This window comes from uncultured Pluralibacter sp. (assembly GCF_913775985.1).
GTDB lineage: Bacteria > Pseudomonadota > Gammaproteobacteria > Enterobacterales > Enterobacteriaceae > Pluralibacter.
The window spans coordinates 1-19225 of the sequence record NZ_CAJYMB010000144.1; the positions used below are offsets into that span (position 1 = coordinate 1).

The following is a 19225-nucleotide window of genomic DNA, read 5'->3' on the forward strand; positions in this document are numbered from 1 at the left end:
TACGCTTTCCTCCTTCAGAGTCAAACACTTTTTTCAGCGTTTTTCTCCGGCGGGGTGAATCGCTTCACGCCCTGCTGAGCCGCCTGCGTTGCCGCTTTGCCGTCTCAGTGGTGGCGCATTATAGGGATCCGGATTTTTTGCACAACCCCTTTTTTCGATCTTTTTTATCGACTGGCGAGTTTTCACTCTTTTCGCTGCGATCGCGAGCGATCCGCGCAAAAATCAGCTTGTTTACCCGCACCGGAAGCCGCAGGCTAGCGGGAAACATCAGAAAAGGAGAAATAGAATGTCTGTAGCCCTGCGCCCTTATAAGCAACATATTCCCCACACCGGTGAGCGCGTGATGGTGGATAGCAGCAGCGTGGTCGTTGGCGAAGTCGAGCTGGCTGATGATGTCAGCATCTGGCCACTGGTAGCAATTCGCGGTGACGTGAATAAAGTGGTGATTGGTAAACGCAGCAATATCCAGGATGGCAGCGTGCTGCACGTTACGCATAAATCCAGCAGTAATCCCGATGGCTTTCCATTGATCATCGGTGAAGACGTAACGGTGGGCCATAAAGCAATGCTGCATGGCTGCACCATTGGCAACCGCGTACTGGTGGGTATGGGCTCGATCCTGCTGGATGGTGCGATCGTCGAAGATGAGGTGATGATTGGCGCCGGCAGCCTGGTGCCACCCGGTAAACGCCTGCAAAGCGGCTATCTCTATTTAGGCAGCCCGGTGAAGCAGATCAGACCACTAAGCGAAGCGGAAATAGCCGGACTGCTTTACTCCGCCAGCAATTATGTCGGCTGGAAAGATGAATATCTGGCTCAGGGCAGCCACAGCCAGCCCTGATCGTCGGCCTGTTCCGCCCGGAGCAACTGCTCGGCCTCTTCCTCCAGATCCCAGCGATGCGCGCTAAACAGCGCCATCGCCTCTCCGGCACCAAAACGCTGCTGCAGCGCCGGCAGCGATATTGCGCAGGTCAGTCCCATACCATTCACTAATACCGGGAACAGCACCGCCTGCCGGACTGCGTCCCAGCTTTCCCGATCGGGAAACTGGATAGCCTGGTTCATGCCTGCATCGCCTGTTTAAGTTGATCGATGACCGGCGCGATCTCCGGCATAACACCATGCCACAGCTGAAACGCATGCGCCGCCTGGCCCACCAGCATGCCAAGTCCATCCGCCAGCTGCTGTGTGCCGTGCTGCTGGCACCACGCCAGAAATGGCGTCAGCCCCTGCTGATAAAACATGTCGTAACAGCGCACCTGCGCATCAATCAGCGTAACCGGCAGCGGCGGCACGTCGCCCGCTACGCCGCTGGAGGTGGCATTGATGATCAGATCAAAACGTTCGCCGGCCAGTTGATCAAAACTCATCGCCTGGATCGCCCCACTGTGCTGGAAAAGCTCAGCCAGCTGTTGCGCGCGTTCTGCCGTGCGGTTAACTACCACCAGCGCGCAGCCCGTCGAGAGCAGCGGCAGGATCACCCCACGCGCCGCTCCGCCCGCACCCACCAGCAGAATGCGATCGCCCGGCCGGATCAGCAGCAGCCGTTGCAGATCGCTCAGCAGGCCGATGCCGTCCGTGTTATCACCCAGAATCGAACCATCGGCTCTCTTCTTTAAGGTATTTACCGCGCCGGATAATGCCGCGCGCTCGCTGAGCTCATCCGCGAATTCCCATGCCTGCTGTTTAAACGGCAGCGTAACATTGGCGCCTTTGCCACCGGCCGCAAAAAACGCCTCTATCGCCTGCGGGAACCCTTCCAGCGGTGCGCAGATGCGTCCGTAAGGATGTTCAATACCGGTCTGCTCAGCAAAAGCGGCGTGAATAAACGGAGATTTGCTGTGGGCGATGGGATGACCAAAAACGGCAAACTTTTCCATAATCAGCCCTGACGAATGAGTTCACCGCTGATGGCATCGCGGATTTCAGAAGGATTCAGGCGACCGCCGGTGGCCGCCTGCAATACCGGAAACTGCGAGCCAAACTGCTCTGCCACTTCGGCGGCGCTGCGGCACGGCGGCTGACCGGTTAAATTCGCGCTGGTCGAGACCAGCGGCTTGCCAAATCCGCGACACAGCGCCTGAACCTGCGGATGATCGCTGACGCGAATCGCCAGCGAATCAAAGCGGCCGGTTAACCAGCGCGGCGTATGCGGCGAAGCAGGCACCACATAGGTGACCGGACCCGGCCAGCTGGCAAACATACGTTCGCGCTGCAGCACGGTGAGTTCGCGATCGGCAATATAAGGCTCGAGCTGCGCATAATCAGCGGCGATCAGGATCAGACCCTTTTCTACCGGGCGCTGTTTCAGTGCCAGCAGGGCCATCACCGCGCTTTCGCTGTCCGGATCGCAGCCAAGGCCGAATACGGCTTCGGTAGGGTAAGCAATCACTTGCTGTTGCTGAAGTTGTTCGATGCAGAAGTCGAGGCTTCCGGGTGCATGCTGGCTCTGGTTCATGATCACTCTTCATCCTGGGCGATGGGCTTGCCGCAGCGTTTGCTGGCGCAGAAGCGCTTCATGCCCTGTGCGGTTTTCTTTTCTATTAATAACGGGAACTGGCAATGGGGGCAGACACCTTCCAGCGGCGTGGCGTTGATCGCGAACTGGCAGTCGGGATAACGATCGCAGGCATGGAAGGTTTTGCCATAGCGTGAACGGCGCTGCACCAGCTTGCCGCTGGCGCACTGCGGGCAGGCAATTGCGGTTTCGTCCGGCTTATCGATGGTTTCCGTGTAATCACACTCCGGATAGTGGCTACAGCCGACAAACATGCCGAATCGCCCCTGGCGCAGCACTTTGTCCGCACCACACTGCGGGCAGGCATGGCCTTCCAGCACTTTGACAATATGGCCATCACCCTGACTTTTCAGCGGGCGGATATAGTCGCAGGTTGGATAATTCACACAGCCGAGAAAAGGCCCGTGTTTGCCGGCACGTATCACTAATTCTGCCCCGCAGGCGGGGCAGGGATCGTGTTTACGCACGGTAAATAGTGCTGGTTTACTCATATTACCGAATGCATTAATCGCAAATTAATGCAGCATACCTTCATTGACGTCGAATAACAGTTCTTCCATCTGCTGATAGGCATTTTCACAGCCGGGGATGTTAAATAGCACCATCAGCACCACCCATTTGAGATCTTCCAGATCGAATTCCAGCGTATCAAGCGCCATAACCCGTTCGATGACCATTTCGCGCGTTTCCATATTCAGCACCTGGATTTGCTCCAGGAACAGAATAAAACCACGACACTCGGCATCTAAACGCTGGCTCTCTTCTTCCGTGTAGATTCGCATGGAGAGCGGATCGTTAGCCAGCAACACTGGCGCGACCAGGCCATCCTGATAATCCGCTAACCGCTCAAGCCAATTCAACGCATTATAGATATCTTCGCGATGAAAACCGGCATCGGTTAAGTCATCGGTCAATTTATCCTGGTCAACGCGCATTTCAGCCTCGTTGTGGATATACGTCTCAAACAAGTACATAAGTACGTCGAACATGGCATGCCCTCCTCAATCGGACATAGCCGCCGGGTACAGCTGCGATCCATCCTGCTAACTCCAGCTCCAGCAATTGCGCTGCGATAACTGGCACAGGTTGGCCGGCACGTTCAGCGACGACGTCAACAGGTGTAACCTCATCACCTACGTTAGCCAACACGCTGGGAAATGGCAATGGCACATCATCACTGAGTTGTGAATATATTGTTTCTGAGATGCTGGCCGGCAACCATTGCAGGGCAGAATGCAAATCCTCAAGGATATTGTTGGGATGCGCCACCAGCAGCGCCCCCTGCTGAATCAGCCAGTGCGTGCCTTCACAGCCAGGGTTACCCAGTGCGCCAGGCAGCGCATACACGTTACGGTTTTGTTCCAGCGCATAGCGCGCCGTTACCAGCGAGCCACTCTTCAGCGACGCTTCAACCACCAGCACGCCATGACTCAGGCCGCTGATAATACGATTACGCCGCGGGAAATTTACCGCATGGGGCGCCATCGACAGCGGCAGTTCTGAAACCAGCGCGCCGCCGCTGGCGATGATCTCCTGTGCCAGCGGCTGATGGCTTTTCGGATAGAGATGATTCAGCCCGCTGCCCAGCACGGCCAGAGTTTTGCCCTGCACTTCCAGCGCGGCACGATGCGCCACGCCATCAATACCGCGCGCCAGCCCGCTGGTGATGGTCAAACCGCTTAGCGCCAGCTGCTGGGTAAACCAGCTGCCCCATTCTCTGCCATACGGCGAACAGTGACGACTGCCGACCACCGCCAGTTGCGGTGTCGCGAGTGCAGAGAGGTCACCCGCTATATAAAGGGCAGCCGGATAGCGGCTGATTTCCCGCAAACGGGCGGGATAATGTGCATCGGTGCAGGCAATCAGATGATGTTGCGCCTGTTGCAGCCAGCGCTGCGTTTTTTCCAGCTGGCGTGGACAGAGGGCGAGAAACTGCTGCCGCTGCGTGTCGTCCAGCCCGTGCTGCTGCAGCCACGCGTCGTCAATGTGGCTGGCGGCCAGAAGCGCCATGATGAACTGACGGGCGCGCTCACCGCTTAAACCCCAGACGTAAGTCAGCCTGATAATCCTTTCACTGCGTTCCATGCTGCGCTCCCTGTCAGCCGTGCTCTGATGCGGCACAATGCTGTCAATCAGGCCCCAAAAAGTCTACAATATGAGGCAGTAATCTTTTCTTTAACGCATACAGATCTGGATATTTATGTCAGTTTTGCAGGTATTACATTTCCCTGACGATCGCCTTCGCAAAATTGCTGCACCCGTTGCGGCTGTGAATGCTGACGTTCAGCGTATTGTCGACGATATGTTTGAGACCATGTACGCCGAAGAAGGCATTGGTCTGGCGGCGACGCAGGTGGATATTCACCAGCGCATCATCGTGATTGATGTTTCTGAAAGCCGCGAAGAGCGCCTGGTGCTGATTAACCCGGAGCTGCTGGAAAAAAGCGGCGAAACCGGTATCGAAGAGGGTTGCCTGTCGATCCCGGAACAGCGGGCGTTTGTGCCGCGTGCCGAGCGGGTCAAAGTGCGCGCGCTGGATCGCGACGGTAACAGCTTCGAGCTGGAAACCGACGGTCTGCTGGCGATCTGCATTCAGCATGAGATCGACCATCTCGACGGTAAACTGTTTATTGATTATCTGTCGCCGCTGAAGCGTCAGCGTATTAAACAGAAACTGGAAAAACTGGCCCGCCAGAATGCGCGCGCATCCTGATAGCGAACAGAAGGTTGAACTGTGTCTGCACCGTTAAAAATCATCTTTGCCGGTACTCCTGACTTCGCAGCGCGTCATCTCGACGCGCTGCTTGCTTCTGAGCATCAGGTGGTTGGCGTCTTTACTCAGCCCGACCGCCCTGCCGGACGTGGCAATAAACTCACGCCGGGCCCGGTAAAAGTGCTGGCTCAGGCGCATGATATCCCCGTGTTTCAGCCAAAGTCCCTGAAGCCGGAAGAGAATCAGCAGCTGGTTGCCGGACTGCAGGCTGATGTGATGGTGGTCGTCGCTTATGGTCTGATCCTGCCTCAGGCGGTGCTGACGATGCCGCGCCTTGGCTGCATCAACGTACACGGCTCGCTGCTGCCGCGCTGGCGCGGTGCGGCGCCGATTCAGCGCTCACTGTGGGCCGGCGATAACGAAACCGGTGTGACCATCATGCAGATGGACGTGGGTCTGGATACCGGCGATATGCTGCACAAAATAACCTGCCCGATTAATGCCGACGATACCAGCGCATCGCTGTACGACAAGCTGGCGCAGCTGGGCCCGCAGGGGATGCTGACCACGCTCAGTCTGCTGGCCGCCGGCAGCGCGCAGTCCGAAGTGCAGGATGAGACCCTGGTAACTTACGCGGAAAAGCTCAGCAAAGAAGAGGCACGTCTTGACTGGTCGCTCTCCGCTGTTCAGCTGGAACGGTGCATTCGCGCCTTCAATCCGTGGCCGGTGAGTTATTTCCTCATTGACGATCAGCCGGTCAAAGTCTGGCAGGCCAGCGTATTACCGCACCGCAGCGCCCAGCCGGGAGAAATTCTGCAGGCGGACAAACACGGCATCCAGATTGCTACCGTCGACGGCGTGCTGAATCTGCTCTCACTGCAGCCTGCCGGCAAAAAAGCCATGGCGGCGCAGGATCTGCTCAATTCGCGTCGTGAATGGTTTACACCCGGCACCGTTCTGGCCTGATTCTCCAGCCCGGTCTCCGCCGGGCTTTTTGTTTGATGAATGAATATGAAAAAAGCGACCAACCTGCGCAGCTTTGCCGCGCAACTAATTGAACGCGTGGTGGATAAAGGGGAATCGCTGAGCGCGATTCTGCCCGCTGCGCAAAAAACGCTGGCAAACAACGATGGCGCGCTGCTGCAGGAGTTGTGTTTTGGCGTGACGCGCACGCTGCCGCAGCTGGAAGCGTTGATTAATAAGCTGATGGCGCGGCCGTTAACCGGCAAACAGCGCGTGCTGCACTATCTGATCATGGTGGGCCTGTATCAGCTGCTGTATACCCGCGTTCCGCCGCACGCCGCGCTGGCCGAAACCGTAGCCGGGGCTGAAGCACTGAAGCGGGCAAATCTGAAAGGCTTGCTTAACGGCGTGCTGCGTCAGTTCCAGCGCCAGCAGGACGCACTGCTGGCGGAGGTCAATCAGGGCCCGCAGCGCTACTGGCATCCGGGCTGGCTGCTGAAACGGCTGCAGACCGCGTGGCCGGAGCAGTGGCAGCAGATTGTGGAAGCCAACAATCAGCGACCGCCAATGTGGCTGCGCGTGAATCGTCAGCATCACAGCCGTGACGCCTGGCTGGCGCTATTAACCCAGCAGAATCAAAATGCGTTTAGTGCTGACGCGCCGGATGCGCTGCGTCTTGAAGCACCGGCTCCGGTCAGTCAGCTGCCAGGCTTTGAGCAGGGCTGGGTGACGGTGCAGGATCTCTCTGCTCAGCGTTGTGCCCTGCTGCTGGCGCCGGAAAACGGCGAAACCATTCTCGACCTGTGCGCTGCGCCCGGCGGCAAAACCACCCATATTCTCGAAATTGCGCCGCAGGCCCGCGTGATGGCGGTGGATATCGATGCGCAGCGCCTGTCGCGCGTGACGGAAAACCTGCAGCGTCTGGGGATGCAGGCTGACGTGCGTCAGGGCGATGGCCGCACGCCAGCGGCCTGGTGCGGCGAGCAGCAATTCGACCGCATCCTGCTGGATGCGCCCTGCTCGGCCACCGGCGTTATTCGACGCCATCCGGATATCAAATGGCTACGCCGCGATCGCGATATCGACGAACTCGCCGCGCTACAGCGTGAGATTCTGGCGGCCATCTGGCCACGCCTGAAATCGGGCGGTACGCTGCTTTATGCCACCTGCTCAGTGCTGCCGCAGGAGAACCAGCAGCAGATCGATGCTTTCCTCGCGACGCATGACGATGCGGTGCCGCAGGCACTGCCACAGGGGCAACTTAACGGCTGGCAGGTTTTCCCTGCCATCGATGGCGGCGACGGTTTCTTCTACGCTAAGCTGATGAAAAAATAGTGCAGCGCACAGTGACAAGAGCAACGTATCCATGAAAATTATTATCCTCGGCGCCGGCCAGGTGGGCGGCACGCTCGCCGAAAACCTGGTGGGCGAAAACAATGACATCACCGTGGTTGATAGCGATCCCTCACGCTTACGCGTGCTGCAGGATAAGTTTGACCTGCGCGTGGTGCAGGGCCATGGTTCGCACCCGCGCGTGTTGCGTGAAGCCGGCGCCGAAGATGCGGATATGCTGGTGGCGGTCACCAGTTCTGACGAAACCAACATGATTGCCTGTCAGATTGCTTACTCGCTGTTTAACACGCCAAACCGCATTGCCCGTATCCGCGCCGCCGATTATCTGCGCGATGCGGAAAAGCTGTTTGTGCCGGAAGCGGTGCCCATCGACCATTTGATCTCGCCCGAGCAGCTGGTGATCGACAACATCTATCGGCTGATTCAGTACCCTGGCGCGCTGCAGGTGGTGAATTTTGCCGAGGGCAAAGTCAGCCTGGCAGTGGTCAAAGCCTATTACGGTGGACCGCTGGTGGGCAATCCACTGTCGATCCTGCGTGAACACATGCCGCATATCGATACCCGCGTAGCCGCCATTTTCCGTCAGGATCGCCCGATCCGCCCGCAGGGATCGACGATCGTCGAAGCTGGCGATGAAGTGTTTTTTATTGCCGCCAGTCAGCATATTCGTGCGGTGATGAGCGAGATGCAGCGGCTCGAAAAGCCCTATAAACGCATTATGCTGGTCGGCGGCGGTAATATCGGCTTTGGCCTGGCGCAGCGGCTTGAGAAGCAGTACAGCGTTAAACTGATTGAACGTAATCAGCAGCGCGCAGCTGAACTGGCTGAACATCTGCAGGATACCATCGTGTTCTATGGCGATGCCTCGGATCAGGAATTGCTGGCAGAAGAGCATGTCGATCAGGTCGATCTGTTTATCGCCGTCACCAACGACGATGAAGCCAATATCATGTCAGCGATGCTGGCCAAAAAGATGGGCGCGAAAAAGGTAATGGTGCTGATCCAGCGTCGCGCCTATGTCGATCTGGTGCAGGGCAGCGTGATCGATATTGCGATCTCACCGCAGCAGGCCACGATTTCTGCGCTGCTTGGCCACGTGCGCAAAGCCGATATTGTCGGCGTCTCTTCACTGCGCCGCGGTATTGCAGAAGCCATCGAGGCCATTGCCCACGGTGATGAAACCACTTCGCGCGTGGTCGGCCGCCTGATTGAAGATATTAAACTGCCGCCGGGCACCATTATCGGCGCGGTGGTGCGTGGTGATGACGTGATCATCGCCAATGATAATGTGCGTATTGAGCAAGGCGACCACGTGATCATGTTCCTCACCGACAAAAAGTTTGTGCCGGACGTTGAGCGTCTGTTCCAGCCGAGCCCGTTCTTCCTGTAACGCGTTGTGATTGGGCTGCAGTGAGAGTGGTGTTTAATCCATTGTTATAATGGCAATTACACGAAGGTTTGTTAGACTTTAGCCATTGGCCAAGGCAAGGAGATAACAATGAGTTTATTCAAAGAGTTTCGTGATTTTGCGATGCGTGGCAACGTGGTGGACCTGGCGGTCGGTGTGATCATCGGTGCTGCGTTCGGTAAGATCGTATCGTCACTGGTTGCGAACATCATTATGCCACCGCTCGGTTTACTGATTGGCGGCGTCGACTTTAAGCAGTTTAAATGGGTACTCAAGCCAGCAGAAGGCGATATCCCCGCGGTGGTGATGGAATACGGTAACTTTATTCAGACGGTATTTGATTTCATCATCGTGGCGTTTGCTATCTTCATTGCCATCAAAGTAATGAATAAACTGTATAAAAAGAAAGAAGTGGAAAAACCAGCGCCTAAACCGACCAATGAAGAAGTGCTGCTGACCGAGATTCGCGACCTGCTTAAGCAACAAAATAATAAAGTGTGATAAATAAAAGCCGCCCGTTTCAGGCGGCTTTTTTGTCACTAAAGCAGAAGGCCAGAGGTAAACACTGTTGCTTACCGCTGGCCTCCTGATTCGCTCCCTTCGCGTGTTTATCTTTACGCCGGTAGCTGCCTTTCCCCTTCTGATTGCGCTCAACTCGCTGGCGATACAGCGGATCGTGTAACAGGGCTTCCAGGGCGTTATCGTTAATTTTGCCTTTTCGATGCTGATAGTGACTCATATCGTCCTCCGGTTAGTGATGGCGCAACTATAGTCCCTGTGCGCCAGAATTCAATCCTTGCTACAACAAATTTCAGGATGCGGATCTTCACCGGTTTCCAGTGCCTCGAGGATCGAACAGCAGGCGCTACTGTGGCGGTCGCCACAGCAGGTTTCCGCCAGCCGTTGCAGTGAGCGCTGAATGGTTTGCAGTTCGCCAATCATACTGTTCACCTCATCCAGCCGTTTCGCCACGATCGCTTTTGACTCTTCACAGGTATGATGCTCTGGATCGATGCGGATCGACAGCAGGTCGCGGATCGATTCCAGGCTGAAACCAAGCTGCCGGCCGTAACGGATAAAACGCAGGCGCTGCAGATCGTTATCGCTGTACAGGCGGAAGCCACCCTCGGTGCGTACCTCATGATCCATCATCTGCTGCTTTTCATAAAAGCGAATGGTGTCCGGCGTCACGTCCGCCAGTTTTGCCAGCTGGCCAATGCGATACATATTATTTCTCCTGCTGTAGCCGCTGACCGATCGCCGGGCGGTATTCGCCACGCAGAAAATCGGTGCTCATGCCGGCCTGCTGCAGCTTCATTTCCAGCAATGTCAGCCGTTTGGCCAGTTCGCGCGCCTCGCTGTCATCAGGATCGAGTTCGCGAAGCAGATCGCTCAGTGCCAGTGCGTCGCGGCGCATCTCCAGTTCCGGTGGGAGATAACCGGCGTTTTTCAGCAGTCGCCAGGCACTGCGCAATTCCGCCGGCACACCACTGTCATCGTCCAGCGTGAGCGGCGCACCTTCACCAGGCAGATTGCTCAGCTCGCCCTTTTCCTGAGCGGCGCGGATGTGTTGCTCAGCCAGCTGATCGATAAGCCACATAGAAACCTCCTGCAGGCATGTCTGCCAACAGCATAGCGAATGGAGGGGAAATGGGAAGAAATGACAGGCAATAAAAAACCCGCCGAAGCGGGTTTTTTACGTTACTGCAAATTACTCTGCAGCAGCTTCTGCTTGAGCTTCTGGACGATCAACCAGCTCGATGTATGCCATCGGAGCGTTGTCACCAGCACGGAAGCCACACTTCAGAATGCGAGTGTAACCACCGGCACGGCTCGCGAAACGCGGGCCCAGCTCGTTAAACAGTTTTGCCACGATCTCGTTATCACGAGTACGGGCGAATGCCAGACGACGATTAGCTACGCTGTCGGTCTTGGCAAGAGTAATCAGCGGCTCAACTACGCGACGCAGCTCTTTGGCTTTCGGCAGAGTCGTCTTAATGATCTCATGACGAACCAGAGAACCAGCCATGTTGCGGAACATAGCCTGACGATGGCTGCTGTTGCGGTTCAGTTGACGACCACTCTTACGATGGCGCATGACCTTATCCTTCTCAGTGAAACCTTAACCTGCGATCCGGTTATTCATCAGCAATGCTTGCCGGTGGCCAGTTTTCCAGGCGCATGCCCAGAGACAGACCACGTGATGCGAGCACGTCTTTAATCTCGGTAAGAGATTTTTTACCCAGGTTAGGCGTTTTAAGCAGCTCAACCTCGGTACGCTGTACCAGATCACCGATGTAGTGGATAGCTTCTGCCTTGAGGCAGTTAGCAGAGCGGACAGTCAATTCCAGATCGTCAACAGGGCGCAGCAGGATCGGATCGAATTCTGGTTTCTCTTCTTTGACTTCCGGCTGACGTACATCACGTAAGTCAACGAAAGCTTCCAGTTGTTCTGCCAGGATGGTTGCCGCACGACGAATCGCCTCTTCAGGATCGATTGTGCCGTTGGTTTCCATTTCGATGACCAGCTTGTCCAGGTCGGTGCGCTGTTCTACACGCGCTGCTTCAACATTGTAGGCGATACGGTCTACAGGGCTGTAGCAAGCGTCAACCAACAGACGGCCGATTGGGCGCTCATCTTCTTCCGAATGAATTCGGGCAGAAGCCGGCACATAACCACGACCACGCTGAACTTTGATACGCATGCTAATAGACGCGTTTTCATCGGTCAGATGGCAGATCACATGCTGCGGCTTGACGATTTCGACATCACCGTCGTGGGTAATGTCGGCTGCAGTCACAGGGCCAATGCCAGATTTATTCAGAGTGAGGATGACTTCATCTTTACCCTGAACTCTTACCGCCAGCCCTTTCAGATTGAGCAGGATTTCCAGGATATCTTCCTGTACGCCCTCTTTGGTGGAGTACTCGTGCAGCACGCCATCAATCTCAACCTCGGTCACCGCGCAACCCGGCATGGAAGAAAGCAGAATACGGCGCAGTGCGTTACCAAGAGTATGGCCAAAGCCACGCTCTAACGGCTCAAGGGTCACCTTGGCGTGCGTCGAACTCACTTGCTCGATATCTACCAGGCGCGGTTTTAGAAACTCTGTCACAGAACCCTGCATTGTGTCCTCTCTTTGGTACTAAGCTTTACTTAGAGTAAAGCTCGACGATCAGGTGTTCGTTAATGTCCGCAGACAGATCGGTACGCTCAGGAATACGCTTGAACACACCTTCCATCTTAGTCGCATCAACTTCCAGCCAGGTTGGCTTTTCACGCTGCTCAGCCAGCTCCAGAGCGGCCTTCACGCGAGATTGCTTTTTGGCTTTCTCACGGATGCTTACGACATCATTCGGAGATACCTGATAAGAAGCGATGTTAACAACGCGACCGTTTACCATTACAGATTTGTGGCTAACCAGCTGACGTGCTTCTGCACGAGTGGCACCAAAGCCCATACGGTAAACTACGTTATCCAGACGACCTTCCAGCAGAGCTAACAGGTTTTCACCGGTGTTGCCTTTCAGACGCGCTGCTTCTTTATAGTAGTTACGGAACTGACGCTCCAGCACGCCGTAGATACGACGAACTTTTTGCTTTTCACGTAACTGGCCGCCGTAATCAGACAGACGCGGTTTACGCGCACCATGCTGACCAGGGGCTTGTTCAATTTTGCACTTGGAATCAATCGCGCGAACGCCAGACTTAAGGAATAAGTCGGTACCCTCACGACGGCTCAGCTTGAGCTTAGGACCCAAATATCTTGCCATTTTCTTTCTCCAACTAACCTAAAAAACGGAACGTTAAACGCGACGTTTTTTCGGCGGACGACAACCGTTGTGAGGGATCGGAGTCACATCAGTAATATTAGTGATGCGGAAACCAGCGGCGTTCAGAGCACGAATAGTAGATTCGCGGCCTGGACCCGGACCCTTAACCATAACTTCCAGGTTCTTAATACCGTAATCTTTCACGGCTTCTGCACAGCGCTCTGCAGCGACCTGAGCAGCAAACGGAGTAGATTTACGTGAACCGCGGAAACCGGAACCACCGGCGGTTGCCCAACCCAGTGCGTTACCCTGACGATCAGTAATAGTAACGATGGTGTTGTTAAAAGACGCATGGACATGAGCCACGCCATCTGAGACTTGTTTTCTTACACGCTTACGTGCACGAACTGGTGCCTTTGCCATTATTTACTCACCCCGATTATTTCTTGATCGGTTTACGCGGACCCTTACGGGTACGTGCGTTGGTCTTAGTACGCTGACCGCGCACCGGCAGACCACGACGATGACGTAAACCACGGTAGCAACCAAGGTCCATCAGACGCTTGATGCTCAGGGTGATTTCACGGCGCAGATCACCTTCAACAACGAATTTACCAACTGCTTCACGCAGCTGATCAATTTGTTCTTCAGACAGCTCACTGATCTTAACATTTTCAGCGATGCCCGTTTCAGCACAGATGGCTTTAGAACGGGTTTTGCCGATACCGAAGATCGAAGTTAATGCGATAACGGTATGTTTTTGATCAGGAATGTTAATGCCTGCTATACGGGCCACTATGCACTCCTATAATTAAATAAATGCGTACCATGCTGAAAAGCCCGTTTTCAGGATACTCAAATGGAAACGCATCGACATACAAAAGATTGGCTGGCTAATCTAGCCAGCTCAACCCGACTTTGCAAGAAAAATATGTGACTTAATCAGCCCTGGCGCTGTTTATGCTTAGGCTCGGAGCTGCAGATCACACGTACGACACCGTCGCGACGAATGATTTTGCAGTTACGACATAATTTCTTGACGGAAGCACGAACTTTCATTTTTACTCTCCGTAACTTCTCAAGCTACTGAATTAACGGCCATAGCCTTTCAGGTTAGCTTTCTTCAATGCAGACTCGTACTGACTGGACATCATCAGAGTTTGCACTTGAGCCATAAAGTCCATGATGACAACCACTACAATCAGCAGCGAGGTGCCGCCAAAGTAGAAGGGAACCTTCATGGCATCACGCATGAACTCCGGGATCAGGCAGATAAAAGTAATATACAGTGCGCCGATTAAGGTCAGACGTGTCATTACTTTATCGATGTACTTCGCCGTTTGCTCTCCCGGACGAATTCCCGGTACGAATGCACCAGACTTCTTCAGGTTATCTGCTGTTTCACGCGGGTTGAAAACCAACGCCGTGTAGAAGAAACAGAAGAAGATGATTGCAGTCGCATAGAGTAGCACATAAAGCGGCTGTCCTGGCTGCAAATACAGCGAAATTGTTGTCAGCCAGTTCCAACCGGTACCGCCCCCGAACCAGGATGCTATCGTCGCCGGGAACAGGATAATGCTGGAAGCAAAGATGGCTGGGATTACGCCCGCCATGTTCACTTTCAACGGTAAATGTGTGCTCTGTGCAGCATATACACGACGACCTTGCTGACGTTTAGCGTAGTTGACCACAATGCGGCGCTGGCCACGCTCAACGAAAATAACAAAGAACGTCACTGCAAATACAAGAACTGCAACCAACAGCAACAGAAGGAAGTGCAGGTCGCCTTGCCGCGCTTGCTCGATGGTATGGCCAATGGCCGGCGGTAAACCCGCAACAATACCCGCGAAGATAATGATTGAAATACCGTTACCGATACCTCGTTCAGTAATCTGTTCGCCCAGCCACATCAGGAACATGGTTCCGGTGACCAGACTTACAACAGCGGTAAAGTAGAAAGCAAAGCCTGGATTTAATACCAGGCCCTGCATTCCAGGCATATTCGGCAGACCGGTAGCAATACCGATCGACTGGAATATAGCCAGAACCAGTGTGCCGTAGCGAGTGTACTGGCTGATCTTACGACGACCAGCTTCACCCTCTTTCTTAATCTCGGCCAACGCGGGATGAACCACCGTCAGCAGCTGGATAATAATAGAGGCCGAAATATACGGCATAATACCCAGCGCGAAGATTGAGGCACGACTGAGAGCACCACCAGAGAACATGTTAAACATTTCAATGATGGTGCCACGCTGTTGCTCAAGCAGTTTGGCAAGTACAGTGGCATCGATACCGGGGATTGGAATAAAAGAGCCAATACGGAAGACAATCAGTGCACCGATTACAAACAACAGTCTGCGCTTCAGTTCACCAAAGCCACCTTTGGCACTTTGAAAATCTAATCCCGGTTGCTTTGCCATCTGCTACTTATTCCTCGATTTTACCGCCAGCAGCTTCGATTGCAGCACGAGCACCTTTGGTGACACGCAGACCACGAATCGTAACAGGTGCAGATACTTCACCAGACAGGATCACTTTCGCGAACTCAATCTGTACACCGATGATGTTAGCTGCTTTCAGCGTGTTCAGGTCGACGATACCGCCTTCCACTTTCGCCAGATCAGACAGACGCACTTCTGCAGTCACGAATGATTTGCGCGAGGTGAAGCCGAACTTCGGCAGACGACGGTACAGAGGCATCTGACCACCCTCGAAACCACGACGTACGCCACCGCCAGAACGAGACTTCTGACCTTTGTGACCACGACCGCCGGTTTTACCGAGGCCAGAACCGATACCACGGCCCAGACGCTTGGAAGCGTGTTTAGACCCTTCGGCCGGAGACAGAGTGTTTAAACGCATCTCTTACTCCTCCACTTTCAGCATGTAAGAAATCGCGTTGATCATACCGCGTACAGCTGGCGTGTCTTCACGCTCAACGGTGTGACCAATACGACGCAGACCCAGACCAACCAGAGTGGCTTTGTGCTTAGGCAGGCGGCCGATTGAGCTACGGGTTTGTGTAATTTTGATTGTCTTAGCCATCGTGATTACCCCAGAATTTCTTCAACGGATTTACCACGCTTGGCAGCAACCATATCCGGAGACTTCATATTGCCCAGGCCGTCGATAGTTGCACGAACCACGTTGATCGGGTTGGTGGAACCATAGGCTTTAGCCAGAACGTTATGAACTCCAGCGACTTCCAGAACGGCGCGCATTGCACCGCCGGCGATGATACCGGTACCTTCAGAAGCCGGCTGCATGAACACACGAGAACCCGTGTGCGCACCTTTAACCGGGTGCTGCAGGGTGCCGTGAGTCAGCGCGACATTAACCATATTGCGACGAGCTTTTTCCATCGCTTTCTGGATCGCTGCTGGAACTTCACGCGCTTTACCGTAACCAAAACCAACGCGGCCGTTACCATCACCCACTACAGTCAGAGCGGTGAAGGAGAAAATACGACCACCTTTCACAGTTTTAGAGACACGGTTTACCGCGATCAGTTTTTCCTGCAGGTCGCCAGCTTGTTTCTCGATGTGTGCCATCTTAGACCTCTACCTTAGAACTGAAGGCCAGCTTCACGAGCAGCATCTGCAAGTGCCTGGACGCGACCATGATATTGGAAACCGGAACGGTCGAAAGAAACATCTTTGATGCCTTTTTCGATAGCGCGCTCAGCCAGAGCTTTACCTACAGCTGCAGCGGCGTCTTTGTTACCGGTATACTTCAGTTGTTCAGCGATAGCTTTTTCTACAGTAGAAGCAGCAACCAGAACTTCGGAACCGTTCGGGGCGATTACCTGTGCGTAAATGTGACGCGGGGTACGATGTACCACCAGGCGAGTAGCACCCAGCTCTTTGAGCTTGCGACGTGCACGGGTCGCACGACGGATACGAGCAGATTTCTTATCCATAGTGTTACCTTACTTCTTCTTAGCCTCTTTGGTACGCACGACTTCGTCGGCGTAACGAACACCCTTGCCTTTGTAAGGCTCAGGACGACGGTAGGCGCGCAGATCAGCTGCAACCTGACCAATCAGCTGTTTATCAGCGCCTTTCAGCACGATCTCAGTCTGAGTTGGACATTCAGCAGTGATGCCGGCCGGCAGTGCATGGTCAACCGGGTGAGAGAAGCCCAGGGCCAGACTCACAGAGTTGCCTTTAACAGCTGCACGATAACCAACACCAACCAGTTGCAGCTTCTTGGTGAAGCCTTCGGTAACACCGATAACCATGCCGTTCAGCAGCGCACGGGCAGTACCTGCCTGTGCCCAACCATCCGCATAACCTTCGCGTGGAGCGAAAGTCAGGGCGTTGTCTGCATGCTTAACTTCTACAGCACTGTTGATAGTACGAGTCAGCTCGCCGTTTTTGCCTTTGATCGAAACTTCCTGACCGTTGAGTTTTACCTCTACGCCGGCAGGAACAACGACAGGTGCTTTTGCAACACGAGACATTTTATCCTCCGATTACGCTACGTAGCAGATAATTTCGCCACCAAGACCAGCCTGGCGCGCTGCACGATCAGTCATGACACCTTTAGAGGTAGAAATTACAGCAATGCCCAGACCGGCCATAACTTTTGGCAGCTCATCTTTTTTCTTATAGATGCGCAGACCTGGACGGCTAACACGCTGAATGCTTTCTACAACAGCTTTACCCTGGAAGTACTTAAGAGTCAGTTCCAGTTCCGGCTTGATGTCGCCTTCGATTTTAAAATCTTGAATATAGCCTTCTTCCTTCAGCACGTTGGCAATTGCCACTTTCAGCTTGGAGGAAGGCATAGAGACCGCAACTTTGTTCGCGGCCTGACCGTTACGGATACGGGTCAGCATATCCGCGATCGGATCTTGCATGCTCATCTGTGTTACTCCCGTGATTCAAATGGTGACAATTACCAGCTAGCCTTTTTCAGACCCGGGATTTCACCGCGCATAGCGGCTTCACGGACCTTGATACGGCTCAACCCAAACTTCCGCAGGAAACCGTGCGGACGACCTGTCTGACGGCAGCGGTTACGCTGACGTGAAGGGCTGGAATCACGCGGCAGACTCTGCAGCTTGAGAACGGCGTTCCAACGGTCTTCGTCGGATGCGTTCACATCAGAAATGATCGCTTTCAGTTCAGCGCGTTTTGCGAAGAACTTGTCTGCTAATTTCACACGCTTAACTTCGCGTGCTTTCATAGATTGCTTAGCCATTAAGTAACCCTACCTTACTTGCGGAACGGGAAGTCAAAGGCAGCCAGCAGAGCACGGCCTTCATCATCAGATTTCGCAGTAGTGGTAATGGTGATATCCAAACCACGAACGCGATCGACTTTGTCGTAGTCGATTTCTGGGAAGATGATCTGCTCACGAACGCCCATGCTGTAGTTACCACGACCGTCGAAAGACTTCGCGGACAGACCACGGAAGTCACGGATACGCGGTACAGCAATAGTGATCAGACGCTCAAAGAACTCCCACATGCGCTCGCCACGCAGAGTTACTTTACAGCCGATCGGATAGCCCTGACGGATTTTGAAGCCTGCAACTGATTTGCGTGCTTTGGTGATCAGCGGTTTTTGACCGGAGATTGCTGCCAGGTCAGCTGCTGCGTTATCCAGCAGTTTCTTGTCAGCGATCGCTTCACCAACACCCATGTTCAGGGTGATCTTCTCGACCCGAGGGACTTGCATGACAGAATTGTAGCCAAACTCTGTCATGAGTTTCTGGACTACTTCGTCTTTGTAGTAATCATGCAGTTTCGCCATCGTACTACTCCAAATTACTTGATAGTTTCGCTGTTAGACTTGAAGAAACGGACTTTTTTACCGTCTTCGAATCTAAAGCCTACACGGTCAGCCTTGCCGGTTGCCGCATTGAAGATTGCAACGTTAGAAACCTGAATAGCAGCTTCTTTTTCAACGATGCCGCCTGGTTGGTTCAGAGCCGGAACCGGCTTCTGGTGTTTCTTAACCAGGTTGATACCTTCAACGATGACCTTACCAGAAGTCAGGACATTCTTTACTTTACCGCGTTTACCTTTGTCTTTACCGGTAAGCACGATAACTTCGTCGTTACGACGGATTTTCGCTGCCATTGTTCGCTCCTTAGAGTACTTCTGGTGCCAGAGAGATAATTTTCATGAACTTTTCAGTACGAAGTTCACGAGTTACCGGCCCAAAAATACGCGTTCCGATAGGCTGCTCGCTGTTATTGTTCAGAATAACGCATGCATTACCATCGAAGCGAATGACAGAACCGTCCGGGCGACGAACACCCTTCCTGGTGCGCACCACTACCGCTTTCAGGACATCACCTTTTTTCACCTTGCCACGCGGAATTGCTTCCTTGATGGTCACTTTGATGATATCGCCGACGCCTGCGTAGCGACGGTGCGAGCCACCCAGAACCTTGATACACATTACGCGACGTGCACCGGAGTTGTCGGCGACGTTCAGCATAGTCTGTTCTTGGATCATTTTAGTGCTCCGCTAATGTCAAC

At 54.1% G+C, this 19225-nt stretch carries 33 protein-coding genes; 7 read left to right on the forward strand and 26 right to left on the reverse strand.

The window, feature by feature from the left end; translation table 11 throughout:
* Positions 1-296 (forward strand): hypothetical protein (locus QZ766_RS17215; RefSeq protein WP_297204120.1); only part of this gene is annotated, 296 nt, incomplete at its 5' end.
* Entirely contained in the window at positions 287-841 is a 555-nt protein-coding gene (locus QZ766_RS17220) for a gamma carbonic anhydrase family protein (RefSeq protein WP_058759903.1), read from the forward strand. The genes QZ766_RS17215 and QZ766_RS17220, both read left to right, overlap by 10 nt.
* Here the strand turns inward: QZ766_RS17220 and QZ766_RS17225 are convergent.
* Genes QZ766_RS17225 through dprA form a run of 6 tightly spaced genes read right to left on the reverse strand, consistent with a single transcriptional unit; the run spans position 817 to position 4603 of the window.
* Positions 817-1065: a DUF1488 domain-containing protein gene (locus QZ766_RS17225; protein WP_058759902.1), complete on the reverse strand. Its 249-nt coding sequence runs from the start codon at positions 1063-1065 to the stop codon at positions 817-819. The genes QZ766_RS17220 and QZ766_RS17225 overlap by 25 nt on opposite strands.
* Entirely contained in the window at positions 1062-1880 is an 819-nt protein-coding gene (gene aroE / locus QZ766_RS17230; protein WP_059011755.1) for a shikimate dehydrogenase, read from the reverse strand. The genes QZ766_RS17225 and aroE overlap by 4 nt, the downstream gene beginning before the upstream one ends.
* 2 nt (positions 1881-1882) lie before the next feature.
* On the reverse strand, positions 1883-2458 hold the full coding sequence (tsaC, locus tag QZ766_RS17235; protein WP_031279838.1) for an L-threonylcarbamoyladenylate synthase type 1 TsaC: 576 nt from the start codon (positions 2456-2458) through the stop codon (positions 1883-1885).
* A gap of 2 nt (positions 2459-2460) precedes the next feature.
* Positions 2461-3009 carry a type I DNA topoisomerase gene (locus QZ766_RS17240; protein ID WP_031279837.1) on the reverse strand — a complete coding sequence of 183 codons (549 nt, stop codon included), beginning with the start codon at positions 3007-3009 and terminating at the stop codon, positions 2461-2463.
* 24 nt (positions 3010-3033) lie between these two features.
* Positions 3034-3507, reverse strand: a complete 474-nt coding sequence (gene smg / locus QZ766_RS17245) for a DUF494 family protein Smg (RefSeq protein ID WP_031279836.1) — start codon at positions 3505-3507, stop codon at positions 3034-3036.
* Complete coding sequence (dprA, locus tag QZ766_RS17250; protein WP_150360729.1) at positions 3479-4603, reverse strand: DNA-protecting protein DprA; 1125 nt, start codon at positions 4601-4603, stop codon at positions 3479-3481. The genes smg and dprA overlap by 29 nt, the downstream gene beginning before the upstream one ends.
* A 115-nt stretch (positions 4604-4718) precedes the next feature.
* Here dprA and def point away from each other — a divergent pair, with 115 nt between their 5' ends.
* The 5 genes from def (at position 4719) to mscL (ending at position 9456) form a co-directional block, all read left to right on the forward strand.
* Positions 4719-5231, forward strand: a complete 513-nt coding sequence (def, locus tag QZ766_RS17255) for a peptide deformylase (RefSeq protein ID WP_021508231.1) — start codon at positions 4719-4721, stop codon at positions 5229-5231.
* Between the two features lie 21 nt (positions 5232-5252).
* The gene (fmt, locus tag QZ766_RS17260) at positions 5253-6197 is read left to right on the forward strand and encodes a methionyl-tRNA formyltransferase (RefSeq protein ID WP_297204132.1); all 945 of its coding nucleotides are present in this window, start codon (positions 5253-5255) and stop codon (positions 6195-6197) included.
* A 45-nt stretch (positions 6198-6242) separates the two neighbouring features.
* Positions 6243-7529: a 16S rRNA (cytosine(967)-C(5))-methyltransferase RsmB gene (gene rsmB, locus QZ766_RS17265; protein ID WP_297204134.1), complete on the forward strand. Its 1287-nt coding sequence runs from the start codon at positions 6243-6245 to the stop codon at positions 7527-7529.
* A 31-nt stretch (positions 7530-7560) separates the two neighbouring features.
* Positions 7561-8937: a Trk system potassium transporter TrkA gene (gene trkA / locus QZ766_RS17270; RefSeq protein WP_021508228.1), complete on the forward strand. Its 1377-nt coding sequence runs from the start codon at positions 7561-7563 to the stop codon at positions 8935-8937.
* Between the two features lie 108 nt (positions 8938-9045).
* The gene (gene mscL, locus QZ766_RS17275; RefSeq protein WP_021508227.1) at positions 9046-9456 is read left to right on the forward strand and encodes a large-conductance mechanosensitive channel protein MscL; all 411 of its coding nucleotides are present in this window, start codon (positions 9046-9048) and stop codon (positions 9454-9456) included.
* Positions 9457-9475: 19 nt separating this feature from the next.
* Here the strand turns inward: mscL and QZ766_RS17280 are convergent, their stop codons facing one another.
* The 20 genes from QZ766_RS17280 to rplN all read right to left on the reverse strand — a co-directional run bounded on the left by QZ766_RS17280 (position 9476) and on the right by rplN (position 19202).
* On the reverse strand, positions 9476-9694 hold the full coding sequence (locus tag QZ766_RS17280) for a ribosome alternative rescue factor ArfA (RefSeq protein WP_021508226.1): 219 nt from the start codon (positions 9692-9694) through the stop codon (positions 9476-9478).
* Positions 9695-9744: 50 nt separating this feature from the next.
* Entirely contained in the window at positions 9745-10182 is a 438-nt protein-coding gene (gene zntR, locus QZ766_RS17285) for a Zn(2+)-responsive transcriptional regulator (RefSeq protein WP_021508225.1), read from the reverse strand.
* 1 nt (position 10183) lies between these two features.
* Positions 10184-10555, reverse strand: coding sequence for a DUF1992 domain-containing protein (locus tag QZ766_RS17290; RefSeq protein ID WP_058776568.1), 372 nt, complete (start codon positions 10553-10555; stop codon positions 10184-10186).
* A gap of 111 nt (positions 10556-10666) precedes the next feature.
* On the reverse strand, positions 10667-11053 hold the full coding sequence (gene rplQ, locus QZ766_RS17295; RefSeq protein WP_003850180.1) for a 50S ribosomal protein L17: 387 nt from the start codon (positions 11051-11053) through the stop codon (positions 10667-10669).
* Positions 11054-11093: 40 nt separating this feature from the next.
* Positions 11094-12083, reverse strand: coding sequence for a DNA-directed RNA polymerase subunit alpha (gene rpoA, locus QZ766_RS17300; RefSeq protein ID WP_007891688.1), 990 nt, complete (start codon positions 12081-12083; stop codon positions 11094-11096).
* A 25-nt stretch (positions 12084-12108) separates the two neighbouring features.
* Positions 12109-12729 carry a 30S ribosomal protein S4 gene (gene rpsD, locus QZ766_RS17305; RefSeq protein ID WP_010618555.1) on the reverse strand — a complete coding sequence of 207 codons (621 nt, stop codon included), beginning with the start codon at positions 12727-12729 and terminating at the stop codon, positions 12109-12111.
* 33 nt (positions 12730-12762) lie between these two features.
* Positions 12763-13152, reverse strand: a complete 390-nt coding sequence (gene rpsK, locus QZ766_RS17310) for a 30S ribosomal protein S11 (RefSeq protein ID WP_004160563.1) — start codon at positions 13150-13152, stop codon at positions 12763-12765.
* Positions 13153-13168: 16 nt separating this feature from the next.
* Positions 13169-13525, reverse strand: coding sequence for a 30S ribosomal protein S13 (rpsM, locus tag QZ766_RS17315; RefSeq protein ID WP_021508223.1), 357 nt, complete (start codon positions 13523-13525; stop codon positions 13169-13171).
* Between the two features lie 146 nt (positions 13526-13671).
* Positions 13672-13788: a 50S ribosomal protein L36 gene (gene rpmJ / locus QZ766_RS17320; RefSeq protein ID WP_071813610.1), complete on the reverse strand. Its 117-nt coding sequence runs from the start codon at positions 13786-13788 to the stop codon at positions 13672-13674.
* 32 nt (positions 13789-13820) lie between these two features.
* On the reverse strand, positions 13821-15152 hold the full coding sequence (secY, locus tag QZ766_RS17325) for a preprotein translocase subunit SecY (protein WP_021508222.1): 1332 nt from the start codon (positions 15150-15152) through the stop codon (positions 13821-13823).
* 7 nt (positions 15153-15159) lie between these two features.
* Positions 15160-15594 carry a 50S ribosomal protein L15 gene (rplO, locus tag QZ766_RS17330; protein ID WP_021508221.1) on the reverse strand — a complete coding sequence of 145 codons (435 nt, stop codon included), beginning with the start codon at positions 15592-15594 and terminating at the stop codon, positions 15160-15162.
* A 3-nt stretch (positions 15595-15597) separates the two neighbouring features.
* On the reverse strand, positions 15598-15777 hold the full coding sequence (gene rpmD / locus QZ766_RS17335; protein ID WP_013510758.1) for a 50S ribosomal protein L30: 180 nt from the start codon (positions 15775-15777) through the stop codon (positions 15598-15600).
* 5 nt (positions 15778-15782) lie between these two features.
* Positions 15783-16283, reverse strand: coding sequence for a 30S ribosomal protein S5 (gene rpsE, locus QZ766_RS17340; RefSeq protein ID WP_010618560.1), 501 nt, complete (start codon positions 16281-16283; stop codon positions 15783-15785).
* A gap of 14 nt (positions 16284-16297) precedes the next feature.
* Positions 16298-16651: a 50S ribosomal protein L18 gene (rplR, locus tag QZ766_RS17345; RefSeq protein WP_013510760.1), complete on the reverse strand. Its 354-nt coding sequence runs from the start codon at positions 16649-16651 to the stop codon at positions 16298-16300.
* Between the two features lie 9 nt (positions 16652-16660).
* Positions 16661-17194, reverse strand: coding sequence for a 50S ribosomal protein L6 (rplF, locus tag QZ766_RS17350; RefSeq protein ID WP_007891676.1), 534 nt, complete (start codon positions 17192-17194; stop codon positions 16661-16663).
* Between the two features lie 12 nt (positions 17195-17206).
* Positions 17207-17599 (reverse strand): 30S ribosomal protein S8, encoded by a 393-nt coding sequence (gene rpsH, locus QZ766_RS17355; protein ID WP_021508220.1) that lies wholly within the window; start codon positions 17597-17599, stop codon positions 17207-17209.
* Between the two features lie 32 nt (positions 17600-17631).
* A complete protein-coding gene (gene rpsN / locus QZ766_RS17360) occupies positions 17632-17937 on the reverse strand; it encodes a 30S ribosomal protein S14 (RefSeq protein WP_010618564.1) in 306 nt (101 codons plus the stop codon).
* Positions 17938-17951: 14 nt separating this feature from the next.
* The gene (gene rplE, locus QZ766_RS17365; RefSeq protein WP_013510763.1) at positions 17952-18491 is read right to left on the reverse strand and encodes a 50S ribosomal protein L5; all 540 of its coding nucleotides are present in this window, start codon (positions 18489-18491) and stop codon (positions 17952-17954) included.
* A gap of 14 nt (positions 18492-18505) precedes the next feature.
* Positions 18506-18820, reverse strand: coding sequence for a 50S ribosomal protein L24 (gene rplX / locus QZ766_RS17370; RefSeq protein ID WP_021508218.1), 315 nt, complete (start codon positions 18818-18820; stop codon positions 18506-18508).
* A gap of 10 nt (positions 18821-18830) precedes the next feature.
* Positions 18831-19202, reverse strand: a complete 372-nt coding sequence (gene rplN / locus QZ766_RS17375; RefSeq protein ID WP_006120590.1) for a 50S ribosomal protein L14 — start codon at positions 19200-19202, stop codon at positions 18831-18833.
* Positions 19203-19225: the final 23 nt, after the last annotated feature.